General features: G+C 43.3%; 14 protein-coding genes, 1 tRNA gene and 2 pseudogenes. 2 read left to right on the top strand and 15 right to left on the bottom strand.

What is annotated here, in order from left to right:
* The 13 genes and pseudogenes from H8B19_RS18410 to H8B19_RS18470 form a co-directional block, all read right to left on the bottom strand.
* Nucleotides 1–77, bottom strand: a pseudogene (locus tag H8B19_RS18410) (GTP-binding protein); the annotation flags it as partial.
* A 61-nt stretch (nucleotides 78–138) separates the two neighbouring features.
* On the bottom strand, nucleotides 139–2,244 hold the full coding sequence (fusA, locus tag H8B19_RS18415) for an elongation factor G (protein ID WP_186508560.1): 2,106 nt from the start codon (nucleotides 2,242–2,244) through the stop codon (nucleotides 139–141).
* A 21-nt stretch (nucleotides 2,245–2,265) separates the two neighbouring features.
* The gene (gene rpsG, locus H8B19_RS18420) at nucleotides 2,266–2,736 is read right to left on the bottom strand and encodes a 30S ribosomal protein S7 (RefSeq protein WP_186508562.1); all 471 of its coding nucleotides are present in this window, start codon (nucleotides 2,734–2,736) and stop codon (nucleotides 2,266–2,268) included.
* A 79-nt stretch (nucleotides 2,737–2,815) separates the two neighbouring features.
* Nucleotides 2,816–3,190, bottom strand: a complete 375-nt coding sequence (gene rpsL / locus H8B19_RS18425; protein WP_186508564.1) for a 30S ribosomal protein S12 — start codon at nucleotides 3,188–3,190, stop codon at nucleotides 2,816–2,818.
* Nucleotides 3,191–3,342: 152 nt separating this feature from the next.
* Nucleotides 3,343–7,524: a DNA-directed RNA polymerase subunit beta' gene (gene rpoC / locus H8B19_RS18430; RefSeq protein ID WP_186508566.1), complete on the bottom strand. Its 4,182-nt coding sequence runs from the start codon at nucleotides 7,522–7,524 to the stop codon at nucleotides 3,343–3,345.
* 73 nt (nucleotides 7,525–7,597) lie between these two features.
* Nucleotides 7,598–11,626 carry a DNA-directed RNA polymerase subunit beta gene (gene rpoB / locus H8B19_RS18435; RefSeq protein ID WP_186508586.1) on the bottom strand — a complete coding sequence of 1,343 codons (4,029 nt, stop codon included), beginning with the start codon at nucleotides 11,624–11,626 and terminating at the stop codon, nucleotides 7,598–7,600.
* 288 nt (nucleotides 11,627–11,914) lie between these two features.
* Nucleotides 11,915–12,280: a 50S ribosomal protein L7/L12 gene (rplL, locus tag H8B19_RS18440; RefSeq protein ID WP_186508568.1), complete on the bottom strand. Its 366-nt coding sequence runs from the start codon at nucleotides 12,278–12,280 to the stop codon at nucleotides 11,915–11,917.
* A gap of 67 nt (nucleotides 12,281–12,347) precedes the next feature.
* On the bottom strand, nucleotides 12,348–12,839 hold the full coding sequence (gene rplJ, locus H8B19_RS18445; protein WP_186508570.1) for a 50S ribosomal protein L10: 492 nt from the start codon (nucleotides 12,837–12,839) through the stop codon (nucleotides 12,348–12,350).
* Nucleotides 12,840–13,060: 221 nt separating this feature from the next.
* On the bottom strand, nucleotides 13,061–13,756 hold the full coding sequence (rplA, locus tag H8B19_RS18450) for a 50S ribosomal protein L1 (RefSeq protein ID WP_186508572.1): 696 nt from the start codon (nucleotides 13,754–13,756) through the stop codon (nucleotides 13,061–13,063).
* A gap of 4 nt (nucleotides 13,757–13,760) precedes the next feature.
* Complete coding sequence (gene rplK / locus H8B19_RS18455; protein ID WP_186508574.1) at nucleotides 13,761–14,189, bottom strand: 50S ribosomal protein L11; 429 nt, start codon at nucleotides 14,187–14,189, stop codon at nucleotides 13,761–13,763.
* A 187-nt stretch (nucleotides 14,190–14,376) separates the two neighbouring features.
* A complete protein-coding gene (nusG, locus tag H8B19_RS18460) occupies nucleotides 14,377–14,916 on the bottom strand; it encodes a transcription termination/antitermination protein NusG (protein WP_186508577.1) in 540 nt (179 codons plus the stop codon).
* A gap of 1 nt (nucleotide 14,917) precedes the next feature.
* On the bottom strand, nucleotides 14,918–15,295 hold the full coding sequence (gene secE, locus H8B19_RS18465; RefSeq protein WP_186508579.1) for a preprotein translocase subunit SecE: 378 nt from the start codon (nucleotides 15,293–15,295) through the stop codon (nucleotides 14,918–14,920).
* A 38-nt stretch (nucleotides 15,296–15,333) separates the two neighbouring features.
* Nucleotides 15,334–15,410: transfer RNA gene (locus tag H8B19_RS18470), tRNA-Trp, on the bottom strand.
* 218 nt (nucleotides 15,411–15,628) lie between these two features.
* On the opposite strand from H8B19_RS18470, the gene H8B19_RS18475 reads away from it, so the two are divergent.
* Nucleotides 15,629–15,847 (top strand): hypothetical protein, encoded by a 219-nt coding sequence (locus H8B19_RS18475; RefSeq protein ID WP_186508580.1) that lies wholly within the window; start codon nucleotides 15,629–15,631, stop codon nucleotides 15,845–15,847.
* Between the two features lie 13 nt (nucleotides 15,848–15,860).
* A complete protein-coding gene (locus H8B19_RS18480) occupies nucleotides 15,861–16,256 on the top strand; it encodes a hypothetical protein (RefSeq protein ID WP_186508582.1) in 396 nt (131 codons plus the stop codon).
* Nucleotides 16,257–16,392: 136 nt separating this feature from the next.
* On the opposite strand, the gene H8B19_RS18485 is transcribed toward H8B19_RS18480, so the two are convergent.
* A complete protein-coding gene (locus H8B19_RS18485) occupies nucleotides 16,393–16,869 on the bottom strand; it encodes a DUF6491 family protein (protein WP_186508584.1) in 477 nt (158 codons plus the stop codon).
* A gap of 478 nt (nucleotides 16,870–17,347) precedes the next feature.
* Nucleotides 17,348–17,443, bottom strand: a pseudogene (locus tag H8B19_RS18490) (IS200/IS605 family transposase); the annotation flags it as partial.

Raw genomic sequence — 17,443 nt, forward strand, 5'->3', positions numbered from 1 at the left:
GTTTTACCGTGGTCAACGTGGCCGATTGTACCAACGTTTACGTGCGGTTTCGTACGTTCAAACTTTTCTTTTGCCATTTTACTAAGTTCCTAAGTTAAAAGCCCGGCCCCTATAATAGATAACCGGACCAGACCTTCATTAAGATAATCGAGCTTCAATTATAGCTTTAGCAACATTACTTGATGCTTCAGCATAGTTAAAGAATTCCATTGAGTATGATGCACGTCCTTGCGTTGCAGAACGCAGATCGGTGGCATATCCAAACATTTCAGACAAGGGTACCTTGGCACGTACTATTTTAATACCAGCCACACCATCATCCATGCCTTCAATCATACCGCGGCGACGGTTCAAATCACCAACAACATCACCCATCCAATCTTCCGGAGTGGTGACTTCCACTTTCATCATAGGTTCAAGTAACACAGGGCTTGCTTCCGCGGCCCCTTTCTTAAAGCCCATCGAGCCTGCGATTTTAAACGCCATTTCAGAGGAGTCAACATCGTGGAATGAACCATCAAATAATGTCACTTTGACATCAAGAACAGGATATCCAGCCAAAACACCATTTTGCATCTGTTCCTGGATACCTTTATCAACCGCTGGAATGAATTCTTTTGGAACCACACCACCAACGATTTCATTCACAAATTCATAGCCAGCGCCTTCCTCTTGCGGTTCCAGCTTCAACCAAACGTGACCATACTGACCACGTCCACCTGACTGACGTACAAATTTGCCTTCTACTTCAACAGTAGAACGAATTGTTTCGCGGTACGCTACCTGTGGTTTACCCACATTACAATCCACACTGAACTCACGTTTCATTCGATCAACAATAATATCCAGGTGCAGTTCACCCATACCCGAAATGATTGTTTGACCGGTTTCTTCGTCAGTTTTTACACGGAAAGACGGATCTTCTGCCGCTAACTTACCTAAAGCAATACCCATTTTATCCTGATCAGCGAGAGAGCGAGGCTCAACTGCAACCGAAATAACCGGTTCAGGAAACTCCATACGCTCTAACGTAATCACATGATTAGGATCACAAAGTGTGTCACCCGTGGTTACATCTTTTAAACCAATTGCAGCAGCAATATCACCGGCACGAACTTCTTTAAGTTCAGCACGATCTTTTGCATGCATTTGCACGATACGCCCAAAACGCTCGCGTTTACCTTTAACTGGGTTATAGACGGAATCACCGGTATTGACCACACCGGAATAACAACGGAAGAAGGTTAATGTACCGACAAAGGGATCAGTCGCAATTTTAAACGCCAATGCAGCAAAAGGTGCTTCATCATCAGCGGGACGTGACGCTTCGGTTTCATCCTTATCATCAAGGACACCCGTAATAGGTGGTACATCAACTGGGGCAGGCAAAAAGTCCACTACAGCATCAAGCACAGCTTGAACACCTTTGTTTTTAAATGCCGAACCACATGTAGCAACTACAATTTCGTTATTTAACGTGCGCGTACGTAAACCTTGTTTGATTTCATCTTCTGTCAGTTCCTCGCCTTCCAGATACTTTTCCATCAACTCTTCATTGGCTTCCGCCGCCGCTTCGATCATCTCCATACGATAACTTTCTGCTTCATCTTGCAAGTCTGCAGGAATATCTTCGTAGGTAAAGGTCATGCCCTGGTCTGCTTCATTCCAGTTAATTAACTTCATTTTCAGCAGATCAATGACGCCTTTGAAATTCTCTTCCGCACCAACGTTAAGTTGAATCGGAACACAATTTGCGCCCAGACGATTACGGATTTGATCGATAACACGTTTAAAGTCTGCACCAGCGCGGTCCATTTTATTTACGAACACTAGGCGCGGTACATGATATTTATCAGCTTGTCGCCAAACGGTTTCGGACTGTGGTTCAACACCTGAAGAACCACAGAACACAACCACAGCACCGTCCAGAACACGTAATGAACGTTCTACCTCAATGGTAAAGTCCACGTGTCCTGGGGTATCAATAATATTGATACGGTGCTGCTCATATTGCTGTTGCATACCTGCCCAAAAGCAGGTCGTTGCAGCAGACGTAATAGTAATACCTCGTTCTTGCTCCTGTTCCATCCAGTCCATGGTAGCAGCGCCATCATGAACTTCACCGATTTTATGTGACAAACCGGTATAAAACAGAACACGTTCTGTAGTCGTGGTTTTCCCCGCGTCTACGTGAGCAACAATGCCGATGTTGCGATAACGCACTATTGGCGTTTTACGAGCCATTTGAACCTCTTACTCTGCTAATTACCAGCGATAGTGAGCGAAAGCTTTGTTAGCTTCGGCCATACGGTGAACGTCTTCACGTTTCTTAACCGCAGAACCTTTGTTGTCAGACGCATCCAGCATTTCTGCTGCAAGACGCTGAGCCATTGATTTTTCACCACGTTTACGCGCAGCTTCTACCATCCAACGCATACCTAACGCATTGCGACGAACTGGACGAACTTCAACAGGAACCTGATAAGTCGAACCACCAACACGACGAGATTTAACCTCTACGGTTGGACGGATGTTATCCAGTGCGTCTTCAAATACGTCCAAGTGTGCCTTGCCGGTTTTTTCAGCAACAATATCAAGCGCACCGTAAACGATTTTTTCAGCAGTTGATTTTTTGCCGTCTAACATAACGACATTCATGAATTTAGCGAGCAATTGTGATCCGAACTTAGGATCAGGTAGGATTTTACGTTGACCTACGACTCTTCTTCTTGGCATCTTTAATTCTCCGATGAATTCAGGATTAACCCAAAACTCTAATAAAAAACTTCAGTTTGGCCTTACTAACGGAGAACCGTTAAGACTTAGGCCTTTTTGCGCCGTACTTAGAACGGGCTTGCTTACGATCACCAACACCCGCGCAGTCTAACGTTCCGCGAACAGTGTGATAACGCACACCTGGTAAATCTTTAACACGACCACCACGAATAAGAACAACACTGTGCTCTTGTAAGTTGTGACCTTCACCACCAATGTAAGAAGAAACTTCAAAACCATTGGTTAAACGAACACGACATACTTTACGTAATGCTGAGTTCGGCTTTTTTGGAGTGGTAGTATATACACGGGTACATACACCACGACGTTGTGGGCAAGCATCCAGTGCCGGCACGTTGCTTTTAACAACGGCTTTCTGGCGAGGCTTGCGGACTAACTGGTTAACTGTTGCCATTAACTAGCTCCTGATTAAAAAACTGCTGATTCTAAATGCGAAAAATTCCGCGCCCTAAAATTAGGGTCGCAGAATTCTATAGATCAAATATTTGTCTGTCAACCAAGCAACTTACTAAGTTAACAGACAAAATTTGTTTATGTCAGCAAAGATTACTCCGCGTTATCTGAACCAGACTCAACTTCAGCATTTAATGCTTCAGTTAAGGCCGCTTCAGCTTCAGCCGCAGAAACAGATGGGTCATCCATTTCAAACTCGGCTCTTTGCTGTTGACGTTTTTGATGGTAAGCGAAACCAGTACCAGCTGGGATCAGACGACCAACAATCACGTTTTCCTTCAATCCACGTAATTCATCTTCTTTACCTTGTACTGCGGCTTCAGTCAGAACACGTGTTGTTTCCTGGAACGATGCTGCAGAGATAAAGGACTCAGTAGACAATGAAGCTTTGGTAATACCCAGCAATTGAATCTCATATTCTGCAGGCAATTTACCTTGTTTCTCTAACTCACGATTGGCGATTTTAACTGTGGAAACTTCCACTTGTTCGCCAACCAGCAAATTACTGTCACCGGAGTTGGTGATAACACACTTACGCAACATCTGACGAATAATAACTTCGATGTGCTTATCGTTAATTTTTACACCTTGCAGACGATAAACATCCTGAACTTCATTTACGATGTAGTTGGCTACTGCACTAATACCACGTAAACGCAGGATATCGTGCTGTGCTTCAGGACCATCTGCAATCACCTCACCACGTTCAACTTTTTCACCTTCGAACACGTTTAGCTGACGCCATTTAGGGATCATTTCCTCATATGGGTCACCGTTTTCAGGTGTAATAACCAGACGTTTCTTACCTTTAGTTTCTTTACCGAAACCAATGGTACCGGAGATTTCAGCCAGGATAGCTGGTTCTTTAGGTTTACGTGCTTCGAATAAGTCAGCTACTCGAGGCAGACCACCGGTAATATCACGGGTTTTCGAACTTTCCTGAGGAATACGCGCTAATACATCACCCGGCTTAGCCGTTGAGCCCTCTGCAGCCTCAATGGTGGTAAAGCTTGGTAAACGAATTTCCTGAACACCCATTTCATCACTTTCCAGAATCAACTTCGGCTCTTTGGCCGTTGATTTAGAAAGGTCTTTCACCACGATACGGGTTAAACCAGTCAATTCATCTTGTTGTGTTTCAGTATTCGACTCATCGATGTCCGCAAAGCTAATCTTAGACGTGCGCTCAACAATGATTGGATGCGAGTGCGGATCCCAGTTTGCAATAATATCGCCCGCCTTAACCGGAGCGTTATCATCGATTTTCAGGATTGCACCATAAGGCACTTTATAGCGCTCTTTTTCGCGACCTTGATCATCGATAATAGTCAGCTCTGTAGAACGCGATACGATAACCACTTTGTCATCAACATTACGTACAAACTTAGCGTTATGCATTTTCATGCTACCGTTAGTTTTAACCTGTACGCTGTTTTCCGCGGATACTCGTGAAGCCGCACCACCAATGTGGAAGGTACGCATGGTTAACTGTGTACCAGGCTCACCGATTGATTGTGCTGCCACAACACCCACAGACTCACCGATACCGACTTCATGACCACGGGCCAGGTCACGGCCATAACACTTGGCACAAACGCCGAAGTCGTTATCACAGGTGATAACGGAGCGAACCATAATCTGATCAACTGAATTGGCTTCAAGTAAATCTACCAGTTCCTCATCCAATAGAACGTTACGTGCAACCAGTACTTCATCTGTACCAGGCTTAATAACATCTTCTGCTACGGTACGCCCCAGTACACGCTCACGCAATGGTTCTACAACGTCGCCACCTTCGATTAGTGGTGTCATTTTGACACCTTCGAATGTGCCACAGTCAACATTGTTGATAACCAAATCTTGTGCAACATCTACCAGACGACGAGTTAAGTAACCCGAGTTTGCTGTTTTTAATGCCGTATCGGCCAAACCTTTACGCGCACCGTGAGTAGAAATAAAGTACTGAAGTACGTTCAGACCTTCACGGAAGTTCGCGATAATTGGCGTTTCGATGATTGAGCCATCCGGACGAGCCATCAGACCACGCATACCAGCTAGCTGACGAATCTGAGCGGCACTACCACGAGCACCTGAGTCAGCCATCATAAATACCGAGTTGAAAGAATCTTGCTCTTCCATCTCGCCATCTTTATTTTCAACCTTCTCTTTAGACAGGTTGCTCATCATGGCTTTAGAAACGTCTTCGTTGGCTTTTGACCAGATGTCGATAACTTTGTTGTATCGCTCACCAGCTGTTACCAAACCAGACTGGAATTGTTCCTGAATTTCAACAACTTCTGCTTCTGCAGCATCGATGATTTCTTTCTTCGCATCAGGAATCACCATATCTTCGATACCAACTGACGCACCCGCGATCATCGCGTAGTGGAAGCCGGTATACATGATTTGGTCTGCAGCAATAACAGTGTCTTTCAGACCCAGTGCACGGTAACAAGCGTTTAATAAACGGGAAATCTGCTTCTTACCCATAGATTGGTTGATTAACTCAAACGGCAGACCTTTAGGTAAAATTAATGACAGTAACGCACGACCAACGGTAGTGTCGGTTAGAGTAACTTTTTCGGTTTTATTACCCTCTGCATCCACATCAAATTCACGGATACGCACTTTTACGCGAGCATGTAGTTCTGCTGCTCCAGTACGATATGCGCGCTCTGCTTCGTGAGCATTAGCGAATACCATGCCTTCACCCAGACCATTTACGCGGTCACGCGTCAGGTAATAAAGACCTAATACAACGTCCTGTGAAGGTACGATGATTGGCTCACCGTTCGCTGGAGACAGAATGTTGTTTGTAGACATCATTAACGCACGCGCTTCTAACTGTGCTTCTAATGTCAGCGGTACGTGAACAGCCATTTGGTCACCGTCGAAGTCGGCGTTATAAGCCGCACACACTAACGGGTGCAACTGAATCGCCTTACCTTCGATCAGGGTAGGTTCAAATGCCTGAATACCTAAACGGTGAAGAGTAGGTGCACGGTTAAGTAATACCGGGTGCTCACGGATAACTTCATCCAGAACGTCCCATACTTCCGGCGCTTCTCTTTCAACTAATTTTTTAGCCGCTTTAATCGTAGTCGCTAAACCACGACCTTCTAATTTACCGTAGATAAATGGTTTGAATAATTCCAGCGCCATTTTCTTAGGCAGACCACACTGATGTAAACGCAGTGTAGGACCAACGGTAATAACCGAACGACCAGAGTAATCTACGCGTTTACCTAATAAGTTCTGACGGAAACGACCTTGCTTACCTTTAATCATATCGGCAAGAGATTTCAGTGGACGTTTGTTAGAACCAGTAATCGCACGACCACGACGACCGTTATCTAATAAGGCATCAACCGCTTCTTGTAACATACGTTTTTCGTTACGTACGATAATATCTGGTGCAGCCAGGTCTAAAAGACGCTTCAGACGGTTGTTACGGTTGATTACACGACGGTATAAATCGTTCAAATCTGAAGTCGCGAAACGACCACCTTCCAGTGGAACCAACGGACGTAAGTCTGGTGGTAATACTGGTAAAACAGTCATGATCATCCACTCTGGTTTGTTGCCAGATTGTTGGAATGATTCTAATAATTTCAGACGCTTAGTAACTTTTTTACGCTTGGTTTCCGAGTTAATGCTTGGTAATTCTTCGCGCATTGCTGCAACATCACCGTTAACATCTAACGCAATAAGCAATTCGAATACCGCTTCGGCACCCATTTTTGCTTCAAACTCGTCACCGTGCTCTTCTAACGCATCTAAGTATTCTTCTTCGCTTAGCATTTGACCACGCTCAAGCGTCGTCATACCAGCTTCAGTTACTACGTATGATTCAAAGTACAATACGCGCTCGATATCACGTAATGTCATGTCTAACATCAAACCGATGCGAGACGGTAATGATTTCAGGAACCAAATGTGGGCAACCGGGCTCGCCAGTTCAATGTGACCCATGCGATCACGGCGTACTTTAGTTAAAGTAACTTCAACGCCACATTTTTCACAGATAACACCACGATGCTTCAGGCGTTTGTATTTACCACACAAACATTCGTAATCTTTTACCGGACCAAAAATACGTGCGCAGAACAAACCATCACGCTCTGGTTTGAAGGTACGGTAGTTAATGGTTTCTGGTTTTTTAACCTCACCATATGACCAGGAACGGATCATATCCGGTGATGCCAAACCAATTCGAATATTGTCGAATTCTTCTGACTTATGCTGCTGCTTCAGAAATTTTAATAAATCTTTCACTATGTTCTCCCGACGGAGTCATTCAACTCAGGAAGCCCGAAGGCTTCCCCACATAATGCTCTAACTGAGCGGCTTACTGACCTTCCAGCTCGATATTGATACCCAGTGAACGGATTTCTTTCAGCAATACGTTGAAAGATTCCGGCATACCAGGTTCCATACGATGATCGCCGTCCACAATGTTTTTATACATTTTGGTACGACCGTTAACGTCATCGGATTTAACAGTCAGCATTTCTTGTAAGGTATAAGCAGCACCGTATGCTTCCAGTGCCCACACTTCCATCTCACCGAAACGCTGACCACCGAACTGTGCCTTACCACCCAGCGGCTGCTGAGTAACAAGGCTGTAAGAGCCAGTTGAACGTGCGTGCATCTTGTCATCAACCAAGTGGTTGAGTTTCAGCATGTACATGTAACCAACGGTTACTTTACGTTCAAACGCTCGACCGGTACGGCCATCGAACAAAGTAATCTGACCATCTTCAGGAATGTCAGCTAACTTAAGTAGTTCTTTAATTTCGTCTTCTTTAGCACCGTCGAATACAGGTGTCGCAATAGGTACACCTTTACGCAGGTTCTGAGCAAGACGCTGAATCTCATGATCTGAGAAGCTGTCAATATCAACTTCCTGACTAGAGCGACCAGCTTCGTATACTTCTTTAATGAAAGCACGCAACTTAGCCAGTTCCTGCTGCTCTTTGATCATGCGGTCAATCTTAGCACCCAAACCATGAGCAGCCATGCCCAGGTGAGTTTCCAGGATCTGACCTATGTTCATACGTGACGGTACACCCAGCGGGTTCAATACGATGTCTACCGGCGTACCGTTTTCATCGTATGGCATATCTTCAACAGGTTGGATAGTTGAGATAACACCCTTGTTCCCGTGACGACCCGCCATTTTATCACCAGGCTGGATTTGACGTTTAACCGCCAGATAAACCTTAACGATTTTCAGAACACCCGGTGCTAAATCATCACCTTGAGTGATCTTGCGACGCTTGGCTTCAAATTTCTTATCGTAGTCAGCTTTAATTTCAGCGAACTGATCAGCAATTTGATCCAATGAAGCCTGATCGTCTTCGTCTTTCAACGGAATATCGAACCATTTTTCGCGCGGCAAAGAGTCCAGCTTATCAGCTGCAATACCTGCGCCTTCTAACAGCGTTCTTGCACGAGCAAAAATACCATCAGACAGAATGCTGAATTCGTCAGACAAGTCTTTTTTGACCTGACGTAATTGCATGTCTTCAATTTCTAGCGCACGTTTATCTTTTTCTACGCCATCACGGGTGAATACCTGAACGTCGATAATGGTTCCGCGCACACTGTTTGGTACACGTAACGAGGTGTCTTTAACGTCAGAGGCTTTTTCACCAAAGATTGCACGTAATAATTTTTCTTCTGGTGTTAACTGAGTTTCACCTTTTGGTGTCACTTTACCGACCAGAATATCGCCGCCTTTAACTTCAGCACCAATATAAACAACGCCTGATTCATCCAGCTTAGATAGTGCAGATTCACCGACATTAGGAATATCTGAAGAAATTTCTTCAGGACCTAATTTGGTATCACGTGCAATACAGCTTAGTTCCTGGATGTGGATAGTGGTGAAACGATCTTCCTGAGCAACACGCTCAGACAACAGGATGGAATCCTCGAAGTTAAAACCATTCCAGGGCATAAATGCCACACGCATGTTTTGACCTAATGCCAGCTCACCTAAATCGGTAGACGGACCATCAGCCAATACATCACCACGTACAATAGGATCACCTACACCACAGGTCGGCTTCTGGTTAATACAGGTGTTTTGGTTCGAACGGGTGTATTTAGTCAGGTTGTAAATATCGATACCCGCTTCACCAGCTACGGTTTCTTCATCGTTTACTTTTACAACGATACGGCTGGCATCAACATAATCGATTACACCACCACGCTTGGCAACTACGGTAACACCGGAATCAACAGCGATGGTTTTTTCCATACCTGTTCCGACTAACGGCTTATCAGCACGTAAAGTAGGTACAGCCTGACGTTGCATGTTCGCACCCATCAAGGCACGGTTAGCATCATCGTGCTCCAGGAACGGAATCATGCTGGCAGCAACAGATACAATTTGTTGAGGAGATACATCCATATACTTAATGTCATCTTTTGACATTAAGGTAGATTCGCCACGGTAACGACAGGTTACCAAATCATCAACCAAATGACCTTCTTCATCTAATTCAGCATTAGCCTGTGCAATGGGGAAGTTGCCTTCTTCGATTGCAGATAAGAAGTCGATTTCTTCAGTTACCACACCATCAATCACCTTACGATACGGAGTTTCAAGGAAACCATAATCGTTAGTACGCGCATAGGTAGATAATGAGTTGATCAGACCAATGTTAGGACCTTCAGGCGTTTCAATTGGACAAACACGACCATAATGGGTTGGGTGTACGTCTCGAACTTCGAAACCTGCACGCTCACGCGTCAAACCACCCGGACCTAAAGCAGAAATACGACGTTTGTGCGTTACTTCTGACAGAGGATTATTCTGGTCCATAAACTGTGACAACTGAGAAGAACCAAAGAATTCTTTTACAGCTGCAGAAATTGGCTTGGCGTTGATTAAATCCTGAGGCATCACAGCATCAAGGTCACCTAAGCTCAAACGCTCTTTAACAGCACGCTCAACACGAACTAAACCAACACGGAATTGGTTTTCTGCCATCTCACCTACAGAGCGAATACGACGGTTACCTAAGTGGTCAATATCATCAACTTCATCTTTACCGTCACGGATAGAAATTAGCTGTTTCATTACCGCAACGATATCTTCTTTGCTCAGAGTCCCTTCGCCGGTCATTTCTTCACGACCTAAACGACGGTTGAACTTCATACGACCTACAGAAGAAAGATCATAACGCTCAGAAGAGAAGAACAAGTTAGCAAATAAAGCTTCAGCGGCATCTTTCGTTGGTGGCTCACCCGGACGCATCATACGGTAGATTTCTACCAATGCTTCCAAACGGTTACTTGTTGTGTCGATACGTAAGGTATCTGACAAATAAGAGCCATGATCCAACTCATTAATGTAAAGCGTTTCGAAGGCATCCACGCCCCCCTTACGTAACGCTGCCAGCAATTCTAGCGTCACTTCATCGTTGGCAGAAGCAATTACTTCGCCGGTAGACGCATCAGCATAGGTATTACCCAGCACACGTCCCACTAAGTATTCAACCGGTACTTCAAGCTCTGTCACATTTGCTTTTTCTAATTGGATTGCGTGACGAGCAGAAATACGACGACCAGTTTCAACGATAACTTTGCCGTCATTATCGGTAATATCAAACTGAGCAACTTCACCGCGTAAACGTGAAGGAACAATTTCCATCAACACGCGGTTGTCATCGAATTTCACCTGCACTTTTTCGTAGAACATATCCAGAATTTCTTCTGTTGAATATTCTAATGCACGAAGAATGATAGACGCAGGTAACTTACGACGACGGTCAATACGTACAAATAAGTTATCTTTGGGATCAAATTCGAAATCTAACCATGAACCACGGTAAGGAATAACACGCGCGTTATAAAGCACCTTACCTGATGAGTGGGTTTTACCCTTATCATGATCAAAGAATACGCCAGGAGAACGGTGTAACTGAGAAACGATAACCCGCTCAGTTCCGTTAATGACAAATGTACCATTTTCGGTCATGAGCGGGATTTCGCCCATGTACACTTCCTGCTCTTTAATATCTTTTACTGTTCCTGGTGCTGCTTCTTTATCAAACAACACAAGACGCAATTTCACCCGCAGAGGTGCTGAATATGTTACACCACGAATTTGACATTCTTTAACGTCAAATACAGGCTCGCCAAGACGATAGCTAACATATTGTAATTCTGAGTTACCCGAGTAACTTTTGATTGGAAATACTGAACGAAATGCTGCTTCCAGTCCGTATTGTCCTTCACTATCGATATCGATAAAGCGCTTGAAGGAATCTAATTGAATGGATAAAAGGTAAGGTATTTCCAGTACCTGCGGGCGTTTGCCGAAATCTTTCCGTATACGTTTCTTTTCACTATAAGAGTAAACCATGGTTTCCTCAGCCTGTTGAATTGTGATCCAACTTGCCATCCCGTCGCGCGACGAGTCGATAGACAAACTTCCAGCACCGTTTTTAAAGAAGGTGCATTTGTTTCATACTACTCACTATTTTTTATACAGTGAAGCAACATAATTACTTGAATACAAATGACTTTCTATATTTTTTTAGAGTGAAGGGACTAAACGGTGTAAATACCCCACTCTACAGCGCAAAAAGGCTGGTGACCAAAAAGTCACCAGCCTATGCCTGTTCAGGCAAACAATCTGTCAATAAACAGATTATTTAACTTCAACTTTAGCACCGGCTTCTTCAAGCGCTTTCTTAAGTTCTTCAGCTTCTTCTTTAGATACACCTTCTTTAACTGCTTTAGGTGCACTATCAACAACTTCTTTCGCTTCTTTCAGACCAAGACCGGTTGCACCACGTACAGCTTTGATAACCTGTACTTTGTTTGCACCAGCTTCAGCAAGAATTACGTCGAATTCAGTTTGTTCTTCAGCAGCAGCAGCAGGACCTGCAGCAACTGCTACAGCCGCAGCTGCAGATACGCCGAATTTTTCTTCCATTGCAGATACCAGCTCTACTACGTCCATTACAGACATTTCAGCGATAGCATCCATGATTTGTTCTTTAGTCACTGACATTTCTCAGATTCCTAATTTAGGGGGACTGTGTCCCGAGTAAATTTTTTAAATCCAAGCCAAACGTAAATTACGCGGCTTGCTCTTTTTGGTCGCGAATAGCGGCAATTGTACGTACAAGTTTGCCAGCTGCAGCTTCTTTCATAGTGCTCATCAAGCGTGCAATAGCTTCGTCGTATGTTGGCAGTGATGCCAAAATTTCGAAGTCCACTGTGTTGCCTTCGAAAGCCGCACCTTTCAGCTCAAAATGTTTGTTATCTTTTGCGAAGTCTTTGAACAAACGCGCAGCTGCGCCTGGGTGTTCGTTAGAAAACGCGATAACAGTAGGGCCGATAAATACGTCTTTCAGACACTCGAAATCGGTGCCATCAACTGCACGGCGAGCTAGTGTGTTACGGACAACCTTCATCCAAACACCCGCTTCACGAGCTTGCTTACGCAGGCTGGTGATATTGCCAACAGTTACACCTCGAGCATCTGCAACTACTGCAGATAAAGCACCTTTGGCAGCTTCGTTGACTTCAGCAACAATTGCTTTTTTGTCTTCAAGCATAATAGCCATCGGCTTTTACTCCTGGTTTTTCCAGACTAACGTCTGGTTTCCTACACATCGTCAGTTAATTCTGACGCGCGATTTACGGTGAGAAACCAAAAAGAATCTAAGATCTTCTGGGGTCTGCACCGTCTGCGCAGGCTGATTGATTAAGCTTTTTCAATGAAAAGCACCTGCGGTCTTGGACGGAGGCCTACTAAGAAGCCTCAACCCATAACCGTATTTAGCAATTAGATAGCCAGGCTTGACTGATCAACTGCTAGGCCAGCACCCATAGTAGTGCTTAGGCTAACCTTCTTGATGAAGGTACCTTTAGCTGTAGATGGTTTCGCTTTTTTCAGCGCATCCAACAAAGCTTCAAGGTTTTCTTTAATTTGGTTTTCTTCAAACGCGATCTTACCGATGCTAGCGTGAATGATACCGTTTTTGTCATTGCGGTAACGAACCTGACCTGCTTTTGCATTTTTAACTGCAGTAGCAACGTCTGGTGTTACAGTACCGGTTTTAGGGTTTGGCATAAGACCACGAGGACCTAAAACCTGACCTAAAGTACCAACAACACGCATTGCGTCTGGAGAAGCGATAACAACGTCAAAAGGCATTTCACCTTTTTTCACCATATCGGCTAAATCTTCCATACCTACGATGTCTGCACCAGCTTCTTTAGCTGCGTCAGCGTTTGCACCCTGGGTGAAAACAGCTACACGAACATCTTTACCAGTACCGTGAGGAAGAACAGTTGCCCCACGTACGTTTTGATCTGATTTACGAGGATCAACACCCAGGTTTACTGCAACGTCAACACTCTCTGGGAACTTAGCAGTAGCCAGTTCTTTTAAAACAGCTACAGCCTCAGCGATGCCGTACTCTTTTCCGCTGTCGATTTTGTCACGGATAACGCGCATACGTTTAGTTAATTTAGCCATTGTATTAGTCCTCTACTACCAAGCCCATACTACGCGCAGAACCTGCGATAGTACGTACAGCCGCATCTAAATCAGCAGCAGTTAGATCTGGTTCTTTTGTTTTAGCAATCTCTTCCAACTGAGCACGAGTAACTTTACCCACTTTGTCAGTGTTAGGACGGCCAGAACCGCTCTTAATGCCGGCAGCTTTCTTCAATAAGAATGAAGCTGGAGGAGTTTTGGTTACGAAGGTGAATGAACGGTCTTCGTAAACAGTGATTTCTACTGGTACCGGAGCACCTTTTTCCAGGCTATCTGTTTTTGCGTTAAACGCTTTACAGAATTCCATGATGTTAACACCGTGCTGACCTAGAGCAGGACCAACCGGTGGACTTGGGTTAGCAGCACCAGCTGCAACCTGTAGCTTAATTAAGCCTTTGATTTTCTTAGCCATGATATGCCTCAATAATGGGTTTAGCGCCTCGTAAACACTGAGGATGTTTACTCAATCGGCTTCCCGCACAACAAAAAGGGCGCAGATTATAGTTCAATCACACACCCAGTTCAAGATTTAGCCAGTTAATTTTCGCAGAAATTGAGAAAATTAACTGGCTAAAGCGTTGGAGTTAACACTCCGAATATTAGCTTTTTTCTACCTGTCCGAATTCTAAATCTACCGGTGTTGAACGACCAAAGATCAATACAGATACTTTTACGCGGCTTTTTTCGTAGTCAACTTCTTCAACAACACCATTAAAGTCTGCAAATGGACCATCGGTAACACGAACTACTTCACCCGGTTCAAATAATGTTTTCGGCTTAGGACTATCAACGTTTTCAGCCATGCGATTCATAATCGCGTCTGCTTCTTTAGATGATATTGGAGCGGGGCGGTCAGATGTACCACCGATGAACCCTAAAACACGAGGAACACTTTTCACTAAGTGCCAGCTGTCATCATTCAATGCCATTTCGACTAGCACATAACCAGGAAAGAATTTACGTTCACTCTTACGCTGTTGACCAGAGCGCATCTCAACCACTTCTTCAGTAGGCACTAGCACCTGACCAAAGTGTTCTTCCATGTTGTGCATTTTAATGTATTCAAGCAACGTTTTTTGCACACGGGCTTCATAGCCAGAAAAAGCTTGTACAACGTACCATCTTTTTTTATCAGACATACTAAATCCCTAAACCTGTGATAAAAGAAACTACTCGAACGATGATGCCGTCCAGCATCCATAGCAACAATGACATAATAACAACGGCTACCATTACAATAATGGTGGTTTGTGTGGTTTCCTGACGGGTTGGCCAAACAACTTTACGCACTTCTGTGCGAGACTCTTTAGCAAAACTAACAAACTGACTGCCTTTCACCGTAGTAGAAGCGATCAATAGAGCTACAATGACGGATACAACTACACCTAGCGCTCTGACTAGTACGGATGTCTCTTCATAGATATGATTACCAGCAATGGCCAGCACCAATAGGCCGATAACAATAAACCATTTCAACAAGTCCACCGGTGTGGATGCATTTTCTGTATTCGCACTCATGCTACAACCTTTATAAATCCATACTTGCCATAAAAATCTGGCAGGGGTGGAGGGACTCGAACCCCCAACCATCGGTTTTGGAGACCGCTGTTCTACCAATTGGAACTACACCCCTATGCTCATCCTGCTTAAAGTAAATCCTTACACCGCAGTTACCTTTTTAAGGTACGACTTACGGTTGGGGAAAATTGACTTACTAAAAGGAGGGAGGCGTATTATACCGAGAGAATTGCCACTGACAAGTACAAGAAAACTTTTTAAACAAATTACTGCTTAATTGCACAAACTGAATAGCGTATATTCCTCCTAATTACACACCAGTTTGAAGAAAAAATGTTGAATATTAAACAAAAAATCAATAAGTCAATTCGTGAACAGGCAATAAAAAAAGCACGCACACGCATCATCATTGCAGGACGTACCCCCGAAAGCTTTACTCAGGAAGAACTTGAAATCATCGTAAAAGAAGAAGAAGACCAAATTAAGCAAAACTATAAAGAAAAAGGCTTACTTGGTTTAGCTGCACTTTTAGGCATCGGTTGGTGGATATAGGAGATATGTTTTTATGTTACGTCCGCTAGTCAAACTTACTTTGGTTCACTTATTATGGCGTAATTATAAATCGGCCATACTCACAACATTAATAGCAATTATATGTATTTTAGTTGTATCATTTGTTCATGCTGATTACGTTGCATATGCTAAAAACTTAAGCAACGACAATACATTGGGATTGTCTTTTATTATCAAATGGCTGTGCTACATTAGCATTTCTTTGATTTGGTTTATTCTGTGTTTTCGCCCTTATAAAAGCCAAAAGTCAACTAATACCAGCAAACATCCCCCAGACGATTCTGTCGACAAAATTCAAACAGATGATCCGTTTTACGCGATTAGTAAGATGGGAAAATTAAAGAGCAGGGCTGATCGTGTTATTGAAAGAAAAAAGGAGGATGCTTAACATCCTCTCCATTTGTTACTTTTATTTATTTTTAGACGTAAGACAAATCGCCTTTAAACCTAAAAATTGAGTTAGACCCACAGGTAGCTTTCATCAATGACTCTGACTCTCTGTCACCCAGAAAATAATTCCCTGTCTAAATAACTCTTACGCCACTGCTTCTCGACAAATCCCGGCTTGAATTTCGAGTCTGCGCTCTTAAACGCTCCAATTCCTCGAATTGTACCTGATAGAGTTTATAAATAGATGTAATTGAACAGCTGGAATTCTTATTAGTAAGCTTCAAAATTTTGTCTTTTACATTAAGCTTGTGCTCTTCCTGTTGCACTAAACCAAAACGCGCATCAAACTCCATTCCCTTACATGAGTCATCTAATGCTAACAAATAATGTTTATTTCGCTTAACGCTTAATACAGCATAATCATTATCTAACGCCCTGACATCCCAAAACGCCATATCATCGACTTTATCAATTAAGTTTAACTGCTGTCTTTCAACAAAATCACTGTACGATTTATAAGTTGAATCAGTAACTCTGCTAAAAGTATTAGGGGCATTTGTCGAACAAGCACTCAGTAAGCCAAACACTAATATAGAAATAAGTTTTTTCATTGGAACCATCCTTCTCTCAATTGTTTTACTGTTTTACTGTTTTACTGTTTTACTGTTTTACTGTTTTACTGTTTTACTGTTTTACTGTTTTCAGGAAAAATTCAGCAGTTAATTACCATTTCCAATAAACCTGACGATTAACTTACTCCAATATAAAGTATATGAGCTAATAATTTTGGTTATGCAACCGTAACCCGGTAAAAATAGAAATAAGCATTTTCACTGGAATTATCCTTAATTCACATACGACCATCGCTATATAGGTAACAAACCGAAGCTGAATAAAATTTAGCCTAATAACTCTTTAATGAATTGCTCCTGAATATAAATAAATTCTCAAAATAATTATTTTTCACTTTTTCGCGGATAAAAGGCGGGCAATCAGGAAGATTTTTGCGTTAAATATGAATTCTTAACCAGTAAAAAATCCACCTTCTGAAGAAGGTGGCTTTGTGTTAACCCCCTAAAAGGGGGCCTTCTATTCCAGAGCAAGCTCTGCTTGCTCTTGCCTCTCCATTTTTTCCTGATGCCTAACATAACGACGAATTATTTCTTCGTTGATTCCTACTGAATC

Origin of the sequence: Neptunicella marina (assembly GCF_014270035.1) — a bacterium.
GTDB classification, from domain to species: Bacteria; Pseudomonadota; Gammaproteobacteria; order Enterobacterales; family Alteromonadaceae; genus Neptunicella; species Neptunicella marina.

Bases quoted from the DNA above. Each gene is read 5' to 3' on its own strand.
- H8B19_RS18475 (WP_186508580.1), top strand. From the start codon at position 15,629: ATGTTGAATATTAAACAAAAAATCAATAAGTCAATTCGTGAACAGGCA.
- H8B19_RS18485 (WP_186508584.1), bottom strand. From the start codon at position 16,869: ATGAAAAAACTTATTTCTATATTAGTGTTTGGCTTACTGAGTGCTTGT.
- rplJ (WP_186508570.1), bottom strand. From the start codon at position 12,839: ATGGCTATTATGCTTGAAGACAAAAAAGCAATTGTTGCTGAAGTCAAC.
- rplL (WP_186508568.1), bottom strand. From the start codon at position 12,280: ATGTCAGTGACTAAAGAACAAATCATGGATGCTATCGCTGAAATGTCT.
- nusG (WP_186508577.1), bottom strand. From the start codon at position 14,916: ATGTCTGATAAAAAAAGATGGTACGTTGTACAAGCTTTTTCTGGCTAT.
- rplA (WP_186508572.1), bottom strand. From the start codon at position 13,756: ATGGCTAAATTAACTAAACGTATGCGCGTTATCCGTGACAAAATCGAC.
- rpsL (WP_186508564.1), bottom strand. From the start codon at position 3,190: ATGGCAACAGTTAACCAGTTAGTCCGCAAGCCTCGCCAGAAAGCCGTT.
- fusA (WP_186508560.1), bottom strand. From the start codon at position 2,244: ATGGCTCGTAAAACGCCAATAGTGCGTTATCGCAACATCGGCATTGTT.
- H8B19_RS18480 (WP_186508582.1), top strand. From the start codon at position 15,861: ATGTTACGTCCGCTAGTCAAACTTACTTTGGTTCACTTATTATGGCGT.
- secE (WP_186508579.1), bottom strand. From the start codon at position 15,295: ATGAGTGCGAATACAGAAAATGCATCCACACCGGTGGACTTGTTGAAA.
- rpsG (WP_186508562.1), bottom strand. From the start codon at position 2,736: ATGCCAAGAAGAAGAGTCGTAGGTCAACGTAAAATCCTACCTGATCCT.
- rpoB (WP_186508586.1), bottom strand. From the start codon at position 11,626: ATGGTTTACTCTTATAGTGAAAAGAAACGTATACGGAAAGATTTCGGC.
- rplK (WP_186508574.1), bottom strand. From the start codon at position 14,189: ATGGCTAAGAAAATCAAAGGCTTAATTAAGCTACAGGTTGCAGCTGGT.